Here is a 14,144-nt window from a genome sequence, read left to right as displayed (position 1 = left end):
TTATTACCTGGATCAGAAGCCGTAATAACCGGTCAACCGGCCCACGGCCGGTTGCTCCCCGGGATTGACGGTCGCGCCGTCAATCCCGTTGCCGCGTTTCCAGCAGGTCCAGGTTGCGGATCAGCTTGCGCGAGATCTCGTCTGAAATCCGCCCACGCCGGGTCAGCCGGAACAGCTCCTCGCGTTCGGCAGTCAACCCCGCACTGCGCAGCTGGCGGTAGCCCTGCTCCATGCGCTGCACCTTCTCCGGGTCCGCATCCGGGCCCTGGTCTTTTTCCAGGTTGCGCTGGTACAGCAGGCTCACCCGCGAGGCCGCATCGTTGTACAGCTGCACGTTGTCGGTGGTCTGGTTCTGCACCAGCTGCTGGCGCATGCGCTCCACCCCGGCCAGCGCCGCCTTCGAGGCCAGCCGCCGGGCCAGGTCTTCTTCCTTGCGCTCGCCCGAATCGGCCGGCAGTTCCAGCCCTTTCAGCAGGCGCGGCAGCGCCACGCTGGCACCGACCAGCGACACCAGGATCACCGCCGCCGCCAGGAAGATCACCAGGTCGCGCGCCGGGAAGGCGCTGCCATCGGGCAGGAACAATGGAAGGGTCAACACACCGGCCAGCGTGATCGCACCGCGTACGCCGGCCACCGAGGTGGCCACCACGATCCTCCACGAGGTGCCTTGCCGCGCTTCACCGCGGTGCTTCGCACGCAGCACGCTCCAGCGCAGCGACAGCCACACCCAGGCCAGGCGCAGCAGCACCAGCGCCAGGTTGATCACCACCACGTACACCAGCAGCCACCACGCACTCTGGTGCCCGCTCTCGCTCACCGTGGTCATGGCGCGGTCCACGATGCCCGGCAGCTGCTCGCCCAGCAGCACGAACATGATGCCGTTGAAGGAGAACTGCAGCATGTTCCACACCGCCATGCGCTGCACGCGCATGCTGCCCGACACGCGGCCGGTGAGCTCCACGTAGCTCATGGTGATGCCGGCGGCCACCGCCGAAAGGATGCCCGAAGCATTGGCCTCTTCGGCCAGCAGGTAGGCCGCGAAGGGAATCAGCAGGTTCACCAGCAGCGCCGCGCCCGGCTCTTCGCCGAAGCGCCGCCACAGCCAGCGCTGGAAGGTGGAGACGCCCAGGGTCACCGCAACGCCGATCGCCAGGCCGGCCACCGCCACCCACAGGAAGGTCACCGAGGCGGTGGCCAGCGAGAACGTGCCGGTCATCACCGCAGCCACCGCGAAGCGGAAGCAGACCAGGCCGGACGCATCGTTCAACAGCGATTCGCCTTCCAGGATGTGCATCAGCCGCTTGGGAATCGGCGCGCGCGAGGCAATCGAACTCACCGCCACCGGGTCGGTCGGCGAAATGATCGCCGCCAGCGCGAACGCCACCGCCAACGGCATCACCGGAATCATCCAGTGGATCAGCAGGCCGGCGCCGATCACGGTGAACACCACCAGCCCGAACGCCAGTTCCAGGATCACGCCCTTGTCGCGGAACAGGCCCTGCTTGGGAATGCGCCAGCCATCCAGGAACAGCAGCGGCGGCAGGAACAGCAGGAAGAACATCTCCGGTTCCAGCGCATGGCCACGGTTGAATACGCCCGCAATCACCGCACCCAGGCCGATCTGCACCAGTGGCAGCGGCAGCGACAACGGCAGTACGCGGACCAAGTAGCCGCTGGCGACCACCGCCACCAGCATCGCCAGGACGACTTCAATCGTATGCATGCATTTTCCAGAGAGCCTGGAAAAAAATTACCACACCCACCCCGAACCGCGCCCTACAACGGCGAACTCAGGCCGCCTCGCCATCGAAGCGGTAGATGTCCATCGCCAGCATGCCCGCATCGATACCGGCATCGATGCGCTGCGCACCCAGCACGTCACCGCCGGCCGCACCAAGGGCGAAATGCAGCGGCTGGAAGTGCTCGTCGGTGGGGTGCGCGCGTTCGGCATACGGCGCCTGGCGGCGGTAATCGAGCAGTGCGGCGCTGTCGTTGGCCTGCAGGCGCTGCTCCACCCATTCGATGAAGGGGCGCACATAGGGCGCTTCGCCGCCGCGCTGGTACTCGCGGAAGTCGTGCAGGTTGTGGGTGATGCTGCCCGAGCCGACCAGCAGCACGCCCTGCTCGCGCAGCGGTGCCAGTGCGCGGCCCAGCGCGAACTGGTGGGCCGGGCCCTGCAGCGGCTGCAGCGCCAGCGGTACCACCGGAATGTCGGCCTGCGGGTAGAGCAGGCGCAGCGGCACCCACGCGCCATGGTCGAGGCCACGGCTCGGGTCCACGGCGGCGGTCAGACCAGCGGCGGCCAGCCGCTGCGCGACCTCCCCGGCCAGCGCCGGGTCGCCCGGCGCCGGGTACTGCAGGTCGAACAGCGCCTGCGGGAAGCCGCCGAAATCATGGATGGTCGGCGGCTGCGGGTGCGCGCCCACCACCGGCTGATGGCTCAGCCAGTGCGCCGATGCCATCACGATCGCGCGCGGGCGCGGCAGCTGCGCGGCCAGCTCGGCCAGGCGCACGCCCACCAGCCCCGGGGTCAGGGCGGTCATCGGCGAACCATGGGAGATGTACAGCGACGGCAGGCGGGTCATGGCAGGGCTCCGGGAAATCCAGACCGCCAGACTATTACCAATGCCGATGTAGTTAAACGCCTACCAATGCCTGAATTTGTTCCACATTCAGAACAATGACATCCGTCACGCGGCCGCTGTTTCCAGCTTGGCAATGACGTCCACCAACGGCGCCGGGCGGCCCAGCAGGAAGCCCTGCACCTGGTCGCAGCCGTGCGCGGCCAGCCATTCGTGCTGGCCCGGGGTTTCCACGCCTTCGGCGATCACCGTCAGGCCCATGCTGTGGCCCAGCGACAACAGCGCGCGGCAGATCGAGGCGTTGCGTGGGTTGGTTTCCACATCGGCCACGAAGCTGCGGTCGATCTTCAGGATGTCCAGCGGCAGGTGCTGCAGGTAGGACATGTTCGAATAACCGGTACCGAAATCATCCAGCGAAATGCAGATGCCCTGCTCGTGCATGCGCTGCATGGTCTGCTTGGCCTGGCCCGGCTTGCGCATCAGGCTGCTCTCGGTCAGCTCCACGTGCAGCGCTCCGCGCGCCAGCCCGAACTCCTGGCTGGCACGGCTGAACTCGGCCACCAGGTCGCTGTTGAAGAACTGCACCGCCGAAACGTTCACCGCGATCGGCAGGTCCCAACCGGCATCCACCAGCTGCCGCTGCGCGCGCGCCGCTTCGCGGATCACCCAGCGGCCCAGCGCCAGGATCAACCCGGTGTCTTCGCACAGCTGGATGAACTCGCCCGGCGGAATGAAGCTGCCATCGGCCTGCGGCCAGCGCAGCAGCGCCTCCAGCGCGGCCGGGCTGCCATCGCTGGCGTGGCAGATCGGCTGGAAATACAGCGCGAATTCGGCATCGATCGCGCTGTGGATGCGCCCGGCCAGGCGCAGCCGGTCGGCCAGCCGCGAACTCACCGCGCTGTCGAACCAGGCAATCACGCTGCCTTCGTCGCGCGCGGCATGCGCGGCCTGCGCGGCCATCCCGATCACCTGTTCGGCGCTGACCACATCGCCATCGAACTTCACCGCCACGCCAATGCGCGGCTCGAACTGGTGCAGCCAGTCCTGCCCGCGCACCGGTTCGGAAACGGTCTGCACCAGCGTATCCAGCGCGGTCTGGCGCTCGTGGTCGTCGCGGATGGCGAAGATGAAATCCTCGGCCGGCTGGAACGCCAGCAACCCATAGCGCACGCCCAGCCCACCCAGCCGCTTGGCCATGGCCTGCAGCACCACGTCGCCCACTTCACGGCCCAGTGTATCGGCCACCAGCTGCAGGCCACGGAACTGCACGTAGGCGATGGTGTAGCTGCCGCCTTCCTCGTCCAGCTGCGCGGCCAGCGCGCGGGTGTTGAGCAGCCCGGTGGCCGGGTTGTGGGTAGCGTGGTAAGCCAGGTCGCGCTCGTAGGCCATGCGGTCGCTGATGTCCTCGGCCAGCACCAGGCAGGCCTCGCGCCCGTCGAAATCCAGCCGCGCCAGGTGCGCGCGCACTTCGAACACGGTGCCGTCCTTGCGCCGGTGCAGGCGCACTTTGGCGTCCTGCAGGTCGCCACTGGCCGCGTTGGCGATCGCACCGCGGATTTCCTCCCAGCCTTCGCGCGGGCGGATGTCCAGGATGCTCATCGCCAGGAATTCATCGCGGCTGTAGCCGTACTGGCGCACCGCCGCTTCGTTCACTTCCAGGAAGCGCAGCGTGTCCGGGTCGAACACCCAGAACGGCGCCGGGTTGCGGTCGAACAGCAGGCGGAACTGGCGCTCGGCCTGCTGCGCGCGCGCCAGCGCCTGGACGCGCTCGCTCACATCGGTGAGCGCGCCGATCATGCGCCGCTCGCGGTCGCTGCCGCCCACCTGCTGGCCGCGCGCGGACACCCAGTGCGTGGTGCCGCCCGGCAGCACGATACGGAACATTTCATCCAGCACGCCGTTGCCGGCGAACGCATCGTCGAAGGCGGCCTGCAGCCGCTGCACATCCTCGTGGTGCACGCGGTTGAAGAAATCGGCCACCGGCAGCGAATCCAGGTGAATGCCGAACACATCGCGTGCCAGCGGCGACCAGCGCAGCACCGAGGCATCCTCGTCCACCGTCCAGGTGCAGATCTTGCCGACCTGGTGGGCCATGCGCAGTTCGGCATGGCCGGTGCGCAATTCCTCGCTCATCGCATCCTGGCGGCGGGTCGCGCGGCGCAGGCTGGTGTAGACCAGCGCGAACGCGCCCCAGTACAGCAGGTACAGGCCGATCGACGCCTGCACGTACGGCCACCACGGCGCCAGCACATCCTGCCGGCCCAGCCCGGCGTACACCGCCAGCGGGTACTCGGACAGCGTGGTCAGGGTGGTGATGCGCTCGACGTTGTCGATGGGGCTGCTCTCCACGCCCATCGGCAGCACCCAATCGCGGCCTACCAGGTCGCGCCGCTGCAGCTTGAACTGCTGGCCGGTCAGGCCATCGTTGTCGGGGCTGCGCGCCAGTACGTGGCCGGTGACATCACTGATCGAGAGCACGCCATGCAGGCCGATATCCAGCCCGCTGATGATCGACTGCAGCTCGCTGGTATGCAGCCGGCTGAGCAGCCAGCGGTCCTCGCCCATGCGCAGCGCCAGCGGCAGCACCCAGCGGCGCATGCCCAGGTCCTGCGGCGGGCCCAGGTACAGCAGGCTGTCGGCGCCGCGGTGCGGCTCCACCACCCACAGCGGCAGGGTCAGGTCGCCGCTGCCGCTGGTCAGCGCGCGGCCGAACTGGTCCACCACCACGATGCTTTCCAGCTCGGCATGCCGCTGCAGCACCCCATCAATGGCGTCGTCGAGCAGGTCCGGGGCCTGCGCCGGCACCCGGTCGAACAGCTGCGCGCCGTCGGCGGCGATGCCGCGCATGGCGCGTTCCAGGTTGCGCAGCTCCAGTCGCAGCAGGCGCTGCGAACCGGTGGCCAACGCCGTGCTCTGCCGCTGGGCGGCCTCCAGCCGGCGCTGGTAATCATTGACCAGCATCACCACCAGGCCCGCGCCCAGCAGCAGGCCCAGGCCGATGCCCAGCCACACGATGGTGCGCAGCGGCCGCGCCATGGGCTGGCTCAGCGCGGGCATCGCGTACCTCTACCTCGGTGACGGCCTGACTTCATGTAAACGCTTCCTGGTTTCCCCAAACCTGAGCGGCCGAGGTCGCAATTTCTTGACCTCCATCCTGCCCGTTCCCGACGGGCAAGGCCTTGGCCCAGCGCCTTGGCTCCAGCATGCACGACCCGGTCGGGCGCGGGAAGGGGGGTGCGACGGCCGTCACACCTTGACGGAGCCGAATGCGGCCACAACTCCCGCCAGATCCGGCCGGTTCCCGGCCCGGGCGGCGGATTAGACTTGGGGTTTCCCCGTTGCCTGAGAAGTTCATGTCCAAGCTGCGCCGCCCCACCCTGATGCTTGCCATTGCCGCCAGCCTGTCGCTGGGCCTGGCCGCCTGCGACCGCGATGCGGCCGCGCCGACCGCCCCGCCGGCGGCCGATACCGCCGCCCCGCCCGCCGCGCCCAAGCCGCAGCTGGGCAGCTTCGGCTTCGATGCCGCCGGCATGGACCGCAGCGTCGCCGCCGGCGATGACTTCTTCGGCTTCGCCAACGGCAGCTGGGTCAAGAACACCGAAATCCCGGCCGACCGCTCCAGCTACGGCAGCTTCAACGTCATTTCCGAGAAGACCCTGGCCGACACCCGCGCCATCCTCGAAGGCGCCGCCGCCGACACCAAGGCCAGCGGCGAAACCAAGCTGATCGGCGATTACTACGCTGCCTTCATGGACGAAGCCGGGATCGAATCGCGCGGCATGGGCGCGATCAAGCCCGAGCTGGATGCCATCGGCGGCATCAGCGACAAGGCCGCGCTGGCCACCGCCCTGGGCGGCACCCTGCGCGCCGACGTGGACCTGCTCAACGCCACCAACTTCTACACCGACCGCCTGTTCGGCACCTGGGTCTCGGTGGACCTGCTGCAACCGGACCGCAACGCACCGTACCTGGTGCAGGGTGGCCTGGGCCTGCCCGACCGCGACTTCTACCTGCAGGGCGGCCGCATGGCCGAGATCCGCAAGCAGTACCAGGCCTATATCGCCCAGGTGCTGCAGCTGGCCGGCGTGGCCGACCCGGCCGCCAAGGCGCAGCGCATCCTGGCGCTGGAAACCCGCATCGCGCAGGCGCACGCCACCCAGGAAGAAACCAACGACGTGGCCAAGGGCGCCAACGCGTGGAAGCAGGCCGACCTGAGCGCCAAGGCGCCGGGCATGGACTGGGCCGCGTTCCTGGCCGCCGCCGGCCTGGACAAGCAGGACGACTTCATCGTGTGGCAGCCCAAGGCCGTGGCCGGCATTTCGCGCCTGGTCGCCACCGAGCCGCTGGATGTGTGGAAGGACTACCTGACCTTCCACGCGCTGGACCGCGCCGCGCCGTACCTGCCCAAGGCGATGGCCGATGCGCGCTTCGCCTTCCACGGCACCACCCTCAACGGCACCCCGCAGCAGAGCGAACGCTGGAAGCGCGCGGTGGATGAGAGCAACAACGCCGTGGGCGAAGCGATCGGCAAGCTGTATGTCGAAAAGCATTTCGACCCGGCCACCAAGGCGCGCGCCGATGAGATGGCCAAGAACATCATCGCCGCCTTCGCCAAGCGCATCGACGCCCTGGAATGGATGTCGCCGGAAACCAAGGCGCACGCCAAGGCCAAGGTCGAAGGCCTCACCGTGGGCATGGGCTACCCGGACAAGTGGCGCGATTACACCGGCCTGGAAGTGAAGCGCGACGATGCGCTGGGCAACGCCGAGCGCGCCAGCCAGTTCGAGTACCGCCGCAACCTGGCCAAGCTGGGCCAGCCGGTGGACCACAGCGAATGGGCGATGCTGCCGCAGACCATCAACGCGATGAACGTGCCGCTGGAAAACCGCCTGGTATTCCCGGCCGCGATCTTGCAGCCGCCGTTCTTCGACGGTGCCGCCGATGATGCGGTGAACTACGGCGCGATCGGCGCGGTGATCGGCCACGAGATCAGCCACGGTTTCGACAACGCCGGTGCGCTGTTCGATGAAACCGGCAAGCTGCACAACTGGTGGACGGCCGAAGACCTGAAGAAGTTCAACGCCGCCGGTGATGCGCTGGCTGCGCAGTTCAGCGGCTACCAGCCGTTCCCGGGCGTGTCGGTCAACGGCCGTTTGACGCTGGGCGAGAACATCGCCGACGTGGCCGGCCTGGCCACGGCGTATGACGCCTACCAGCTGTCGCTGCAGGGCAAGCCCGGCCAGACCCTGGAAGGCTTCACGCCGGACCAGCGCTTCTTCCTGGGCTTCGCCCAGGCGTGGCGCAGCAAGGCGCGCGAACAGGCCCTGCGCAATTCGCTGCTGACCAACGTGCACGCCCCCGGCCAGTTCCGCGCGCTCACCGTGCGCAACCTGGACGCGTGGTACCCCGCCTTCGAGGTGAAGGACGGCCAGAAGCTGTACCTGGCCCCGGAAAAGCGGGTCAAGGTGTGGTGACAAGAACGGGCGCTTCGGCGCCCGTTTTTTTTTGCACTCCGCGCTACATCACCAATGTGCCAACGTGCTGATCGGCACGCCTACCCGCGCGCAGGCGCGGGGGGCCACGCCATCCGGCAGCGCGCGGCGGAACAGCGGCGCCATGCCTTGCAGCAGCCTCGCTGAAGCGCGTGCCTGGGTGCGTTGCAGCGGCGTGCGTTCCAGCATGGACGTTGCCCACTCCGGGAGCAGCGCGGCACCGGCGCCGAGGAACAGCTCGCGCGATATCCCCGCCATCGGTACGGGCAGCTTGATGCTCGAAAGCACCTCCAGCACTTCACGCGAGCGTGCATCGAAACGGAGCACCGGGCGCTGCTGGTCGAAGTACGCCGCCACCGCCGCTTCCGATGCGGGCACGTTGGTCGCGCCCAACGCTTCGGCCACCCGCCGATGCTCGTCGTAGTAGCGGTCGGCCACGGCCTCCGGCACCTCCCGGCAATAACGCCGGCAGCCCTGCAGGAACCCGTAGGCCTCGGTCACATGCACCCAGGTCAGCAGGGCAGGATCGTCAGCCGAATATGGCTGCCCGTCTTCGGTGAACCCACGCACCTGGGTGTGGATGCGTTTGACCTTCGCCACCAACGCTTCCACTTCCCCTGCCGGCCCATAGCTGGTGCAGGTCACGAAGGAGGTCGTGCGGCGCAGCCGCCCCACCAGGTCGTCGCGGAAGTTGGAATGGTCGTACACCCCGGCCAGCGCCAGAGGGTGCAGGGTCTGCAGCATCAGGCCACAGAGGCCGCCGGCCAGCATTCCCGGAAGTTCGGCGTGCACCCGCCAGGTGGCGCTGTCGGGCCCGAACCAGCCCGGGTCGCCCTGCGGATGGTCGTAATCGATCCCGCTCTGGTCACGCGGGAAAGCCCCCAGCACCCAGCGCCGTATCGGCACGGCAGCGGGGGCAGTGAGACGGTGCAGCAGTGACGACATCAGGGGCCTTCCAGGGGGTCGAGAGGACCGCGATCCTGCGCGGTTGCGTCAATTCTGCGTGATCTGCGACGCCCGGGCCACGCTGTTGCGCCACCCCGCAGGCGAATTGTGCGAGTGCAGCAGAAAACCCGGCCGGTTTTTCAGTTTTTCGAGCAGTTTCCGATGCCGCACCGCGCAAAAAATTTCGCGAAGGACGTATTCAGTTATCCCCCCTGCGGCGTTTTGTCGCACTGCCCATTGCCAAGCGAAATGAAAGTGCTAGAACTGAACCCGCCTCACCGTCCGTCCAAATGCGCCGCTGCACGTTCCCGAAGGAGCCCGTGATGATCGCTTTGTTCAAAGGTTTAGGTTTACTGCTCCAGGACAACGAGCTCTACGGCAGCCCGTTCGAAAAGCAGGTCGCGCATTGGCGCAACAAGAGTGAGCAGCAGATCCGCGAAGAAGTGGCCACCCTGGCCAAGGCCAAGGGCCAGTGGCTGATGGCGTCCATCGTCGGCTGGCAGGCGGCCTCGCTGCTGATCCTCGGGCTGATCGCCAACCACCTGTGGAAGGACGACTTCCATATCACCTTCACCCGCGTGGTGATCGTGTTCGGCTCGTGGGTCTCGATCCTGTTCGTGATCTGGTTCATGGCCAACATGTTCGACCACACCGCCGGTTTCGAGCGCTGGATGAAGGCGTTCAACAGCCGCGCGCGGATCACCTCCGACGCCGATACCGTGGAATGCGTGGCCGAAGCGCTGGACATGGCCCAGCTCTACCCGGAAGTGCTCGACTACAAGCAGGCGGTCACCGCCAGGCGTGAACTGCGCCACGAAGACATCCGCATCATGCGCGAGATCGGGCGCATGAAGCAGCATTCGGAACTGGTCGGCCAGCTCAACCACGTCGGCGAACCCGACCCCGGCCAGAACCTGCACCTGCAACCGGCCTTCTGACCCCACCAGGTCCAAGGGGGATCCCAATGCCACCGTGCGCGAACACGGTGGCATTGTTTTTTTACATGCCGCGGAACAGGCTCATGAACGGCTGGCTCACGTTGAGCACTTCCGGCCGCTGCTTCAGGCGCAGCTGGCCGCGGCCGGTGTCATCGCGGCTCACCGCCGCCACCGCTTTCATGTTGACGATGGTGGAACGGTGGATCTGGCGGAAGCGCTGCGGGTCCAGCACTTCCAGCAGCTCGCGCAGCGGCGTGCGCAGCAGGCTTTCGCCGGCCTCGGTCACCACCGTGGTGTACTTGCTGTCGGCGCGGAAGTAGACCACGTCTTCCAGCATGATCAGCTGCGTATCGCGGCCATTGCTGGCGGTGATCCACGCCAGCGGCGGCGCGTTCGAGTGCGCCCCGGGCTGCTGGCCCAGGCGCTGCAGCAGCTGCTCCAGCATCGCGTTGTCCGGCCGGCCCATCTGCATGCGCGCCAGGATGCGATCGCGCGTGGCCAGCAGGCGCTCGTCGCTGACCGGCTTGAGCAGGTAATCCATCGCGCCCTGCTCGAACGCGTCGATCGCGTACTGGTCGTAGGCGGTCACGAACACCACCTGGGTGCGCGGGCTGATCTCCGGCAGCGCGCGCGCCACCTCGATGCCGCTGATGCCCGGCATGCGGATATCGAGCAGGGCCAGGTCCGGCTTCAGTTCGGCCAGCCGCTCCAGTGCGCTGGCGCCGTCTTCGCATTCGGCCACCAGCCGCAGTTCCGGCCACAACCGCTGCAGCTGGGCCACCAGCGACTGGCGCAGCAGGTCTTCGTCTTCGGCAATGAGGGCATCAAGCAGCATGGATCGCCTCGCGTGCGTCGCGCGGCAGGGTGATCGTTGCCGCCACGCCGCTGGGGAAGTTGGACACGATGGCCACGCCGGCGCGCTCACCGCAGGTCAGGCGCAGCCGTTCGCGCAGGTTCTTCAGGCCAATGCCGGTGCCGCTGCTGCCCTGGCCGAAGCCCAGGCCATCGTCGGCCACGGTCAGGGTGACGTGGTCGTCGAAGGCGCGCGCGATGATCCACACCGTGCCGCCGCCGGGCTTGGGTTCCAGCCCGTGCTTGATCGCGTTCTCCACCAGCGTCTGCAGCGCCATCGACGGCAGCGGCACCGTTTCCAGCGCCGGCGGTACATCCACCTGCAACGCCAGCCGCGCGCCCATGCGGATCTTGAGGATCTCCAGGTAGGCCTTGGTGCGCTCCAGCTCCACGCCCAGGGTGGACATCGATTCGTCCACGCTCGGCAGCGAGCTGCGCAGGTACTGGATCAGGTGCCCCAGCATCTGGTCGGCGCGCGGCGGATCGGTGCGGGTCAGCACCTGCGCGTTGGCCAGCGTGTTGTAGAGGAAGTGCGGCTCCACCTGGGCGTGCAGCAGGTTCAGCCGCGCCACCGACAGTTCCTTTTCCGTGGCGGTCTGTTCGGCGGCTGCCTGCTCGTCGCGGCGCTGTTCCGACACGCGGCGGGTGATGGCGCGGCTGACCGCTTCGGCGTTCTCGTAGTTGCTGCCTTCGTCCACCGCCAGCAGGTCGGCCCACACCCCCGCATCGGGTTCGAACACCAGGGTCACGCTGCTGGTGCCCTGCCCCGGGGTGACCGTGGCCAGCACGCTGTTGCGCTTGATCGCCCAGCGCGCGGGCAGGTTCCAGCGCGATGGCGGGCGGCCGTTGTAGGGGTCCACGCGGCGCACGTAGGCGCGCACCTGCAGGCTGCCGGCGGCGCTTTCGATGTCTTCCACGCGCGGCAGTTCCTTGATCGCCTGTTCGACCAGGCTGAAGGCCTCGCCGGCGTCCATCGGCAGTTCGATCTGGCGGCGCTGGCGGCTGGACAGGGTGGCCGCATCCAGGCGCCCGGCCAGGGTCGAGACGCGGCGCAGGTGGGTGATGCAGCTGCCCAGCGCGGTGATCATCAGGAACAGCGCCAGCAGCCCGAACACCCAGCCCGGGCCCTCGTCCATGCCGTGGAAGAAGCCGCTCCACACGAACCCGGCCACGACGATCGCCGCGGCCCAGGCCACCAGAATACGGAGAATCAGGGAAAGGCTGGCAAACACGGCGGCGTCTTCACGATGGGATGGTGTGAGGATAGCCCTGCCCGTGGAGGGCACAAGCGCCATGCGATGGAAGCCGGGAAACAGGGGACGAACACCCCGCCGGCAGGTGCCGGCGGGGCGTGGTGCTTACTTGCGCTCTGCGGCGCTGGCGTCGCGCGGCGCGCGGAACTGGGAGTCATCGCTCCAGTTCGGCCAGCTGCGCGAATTGGCCAGCTGGTTGCCCAGCGTGTACAGCACTTCCAGGTCGCGGGCGGCGCCGGCGAACTTCCAGTCCGGCTGCCACTCATCGCCCTGCTGGTGGTAGCGCTTGGCGGTGTAGTCGTCCGAGGCCGCCTTGCCCGCGGCCACGCCGCCGTCCACCCAGTCCTGCCCGGCCGAGTAGGACACCGCCGGCACGCCACGCTTGGCGAACGGGAAGTGATCGGAGCGGAAGAACAGGCCGGCTTCCGGCTTCGGGTCCGGGGTGTAGCGGATGTCCCAGCCCTGGGCCACGTCCTTCAGCTGGTCCAGCAGTTCCAGCTTGGCCGAGCCGTAGATGCCGAAATCACGCGACGGGCCGAACGGCGCCATGCCATCCATGTTGATCACCGCCACGGTCTTGGCCAGCGGGTACAGCGGGTGGCTGGCATAGAACTCCGAACCCAGCAGGCCCTTCTCTTCGGCGGTCACGGCCAGGAACAGCACCGAACGCTCCGGGCGCTTGCCCTTGGCGAAGCCACGGGCCAGTTCCACCAGCGAGGCGGTGCCGCTGGCGTTGTCCAGCGCGCCGTTGAAGATGGTGTCGCCGTTCGCATCCGGCTTGCCCACGCCGATGTGGTCCCAGTGCGCGCTGTACACCACGGTTTCATCCGGGTGCTTGCTGCCTTCCAGGCGCGCGGCCACGTTGTGCGAGGTGATCACCTCGGTCTTCACCGCGTACTTGGCCGACAGGGTTTCGCCCTTCAGCTCCACCGGCTTGAAGTCGCGGCGCTGGGCCTGCTTCTTCAGCGCCTCGAAGTCCTGGCCGGCACGCTTGAACAGGTCCACCGCCAGGTCGCGCTGGATCCAGCCTTCCAGCAGCGGGTGCGCTTCGGCCGGGTTGTCGCGGACCACGTCGAACATGGTGTTGGTGTTGGAGCCGGCCACCGTGGCCCAGCCGTAGGAGGCCGGGGCGGTTTCATGGACGATCAGCACGCCCAGCGCACCCTGGCGGGCGGCCTCTTCGTACTTGTAGGTCCAGCGGCCGTAGTAGGTCATGCCCTTGCCGTCGAAGTCGCCTTCGCCGGTTTCGAAGTCCGGGTCGTTGATCAGCACCACGGCGATCTTGCCCTTCAGGTCCACGTCCTTGAAGTCGTTCCAGTTGCGCTCCGGCGCGTTCACGCCGTAGCCCAGGAACACCAGCGGGGCGTTCTGGATGTCGACCTCGGAGGCGCCGTTCATGGCCGCGCGCACCGCGATTTCCTGGCCCTGGGTAAGCGCCTGCGGCTTGCCCTTGCTGGACAGCACCAGGTTCGGGGTGCCCACGATATCGCCCTTGAGCAGCGGCACGGCCTGGGTCCACAGGCGCTTGCCATCCTTCAGGTCGCCGCCCGGCTGCAAGCCGGCGGCCGCGAACTGCTTGCTGAGGAAGGCGATGGTTTTCGCTTCGCCGGCCGTGGCGGGCGAGCGGCCCTCATAGGCGTCGGAGGCCAGTTCCTTGACGTCGGCGGAGATCCGCGCGCCATCGAATTTCGGCGTCGCCGCCATCAGGGCGCTGGACACCGACAGTGCCAGCACGCTCAAAACCACTCGCTTCATCATTCTCTCCGGGACAGGGACATCATCTTTCGATCATACCCATTCCTGGAGAGCGCCGGCCGTGGGTCGCCGCACGACCAACGGTCGTGCGCTACCGGCAGTGCGGTCACCATCCGCGGTCCGGACACCATCCGCGGTTCGGGCGCCATCCGCGGTTCGGACGCCATCCGCGGTTCGGGCGCCATCCCCGGTTCGGACACAATCCGCGGTGCGGACGCCATCCCCGGTAGCTCACGACCGTTGGTCGTGAGCCCCCGACAAATTCACCAGTTCGGATCTTCCGCCGGTGCCGCCGCCTTCGGTGCCGCGGCGCGCGCCGGCTTCGGC

Annotated in this window: 9 protein-coding genes; 2 read left to right on the top strand and 7 right to left on the bottom strand. The window is 67.9% G+C overall.

From position 1 onward, the window contains the following. Positions 1 to 79: 79 nt before the first annotated feature. The 3 genes from QMX79_RS16380 to QMX79_RS16370 all read right to left on the bottom strand — a co-directional run bounded on the left by QMX79_RS16380 (position 80) and on the right by QMX79_RS16370 (position 5,639). Positions 80 to 1,723 carry a Na+/H+ antiporter gene (locus QMX79_RS16380; RefSeq protein WP_282247673.1) on the bottom strand — a complete coding sequence of 548 codons (1,644 nt, stop codon included), beginning with the start codon at positions 1,721 to 1,723 and terminating at the stop codon, positions 80 to 82. A 67-nt stretch (positions 1,724 to 1,790) separates the two neighbouring features. Beyond that, entirely contained in the window at positions 1,791 to 2,585 is a 795-nt protein-coding gene (locus QMX79_RS16375; RefSeq protein ID WP_282247672.1) for a class III extradiol ring-cleavage dioxygenase, read from the bottom strand. Positions 2,586 to 2,690: 105 nt separating this feature from the next. Continuing rightward, positions 2,691 to 5,639 carry an EAL domain-containing protein gene (locus tag QMX79_RS16370; protein WP_282247671.1) on the bottom strand — a complete coding sequence of 983 codons (2,949 nt, stop codon included), beginning with the start codon at positions 5,637 to 5,639 and terminating at the stop codon, positions 2,691 to 2,693. Positions 5,640 to 5,935: 296 nt separating this feature from the next. Here QMX79_RS16370 and QMX79_RS16365 point away from each other — a divergent pair, with 296 nt between their 5' ends. Beyond that, positions 5,936 to 8,056, top strand: a complete 2,121-nt coding sequence (locus QMX79_RS16365) for a M13 family metallopeptidase (RefSeq protein ID WP_282247670.1) — start codon at positions 5,936 to 5,938, stop codon at positions 8,054 to 8,056. Positions 8,057 to 8,104: 48 nt separating this feature from the next. Here the strand turns inward: QMX79_RS16365 and QMX79_RS16360 are convergent, their stop codons facing one another. Beyond that, the gene (locus QMX79_RS16360) at positions 8,105 to 9,019 is read right to left on the bottom strand and encodes an oxygenase MpaB family protein (protein ID WP_282247668.1); all 915 of its coding nucleotides are present in this window, start codon (positions 9,017 to 9,019) and stop codon (positions 8,105 to 8,107) included. Positions 9,020 to 9,342: 323 nt separating this feature from the next. Between QMX79_RS16360 and QMX79_RS16355 the strand changes: the two genes are divergently transcribed. Then, positions 9,343 to 9,957, top strand: coding sequence for a hypothetical protein (locus QMX79_RS16355; RefSeq protein WP_282247667.1), 615 nt, complete (start codon positions 9,343 to 9,345; stop codon positions 9,955 to 9,957). Between the two features lie 61 nt (positions 9,958 to 10,018). On the opposite strand, the gene QMX79_RS16350 is transcribed toward QMX79_RS16355, so the two are convergent. From QMX79_RS16350 to QMX79_RS16340, 3 genes are all read right to left on the bottom strand, one after another. Next, positions 10,019 to 10,792: a LytTR family DNA-binding domain-containing protein gene (locus QMX79_RS16350; RefSeq protein WP_210132099.1), complete on the bottom strand. Its 774-nt coding sequence runs from the start codon at positions 10,790 to 10,792 to the stop codon at positions 10,019 to 10,021. Beyond that, positions 10,782 to 12,041, bottom strand: coding sequence for a histidine kinase (locus QMX79_RS16345; RefSeq protein WP_093533046.1), 1,260 nt, complete (start codon positions 12,039 to 12,041; stop codon positions 10,782 to 10,784). Before QMX79_RS16345 ends, QMX79_RS16350 begins: the two co-directional genes overlap by 11 nt. Positions 12,042 to 12,167: 126 nt before the next feature. After that, on the bottom strand, positions 12,168 to 13,817 hold the full coding sequence (locus tag QMX79_RS16340) for a M28 family metallopeptidase (protein ID WP_282247665.1): 1,650 nt from the start codon (positions 13,815 to 13,817) through the stop codon (positions 12,168 to 12,170). Positions 13,818 to 14,144 lie beyond the last annotated feature (327 nt).

Origin of the sequence: Stenotrophomonas sp. PS02300 (assembly GCF_029959395.1) — a bacterium.
Classification (GTDB): domain Bacteria; phylum Pseudomonadota; class Gammaproteobacteria; order Xanthomonadales; family Xanthomonadaceae; genus Stenotrophomonas; species Stenotrophomonas maltophilia_AD.
This window is presented reverse-complemented; position numbering and strand designations above follow the sequence as displayed.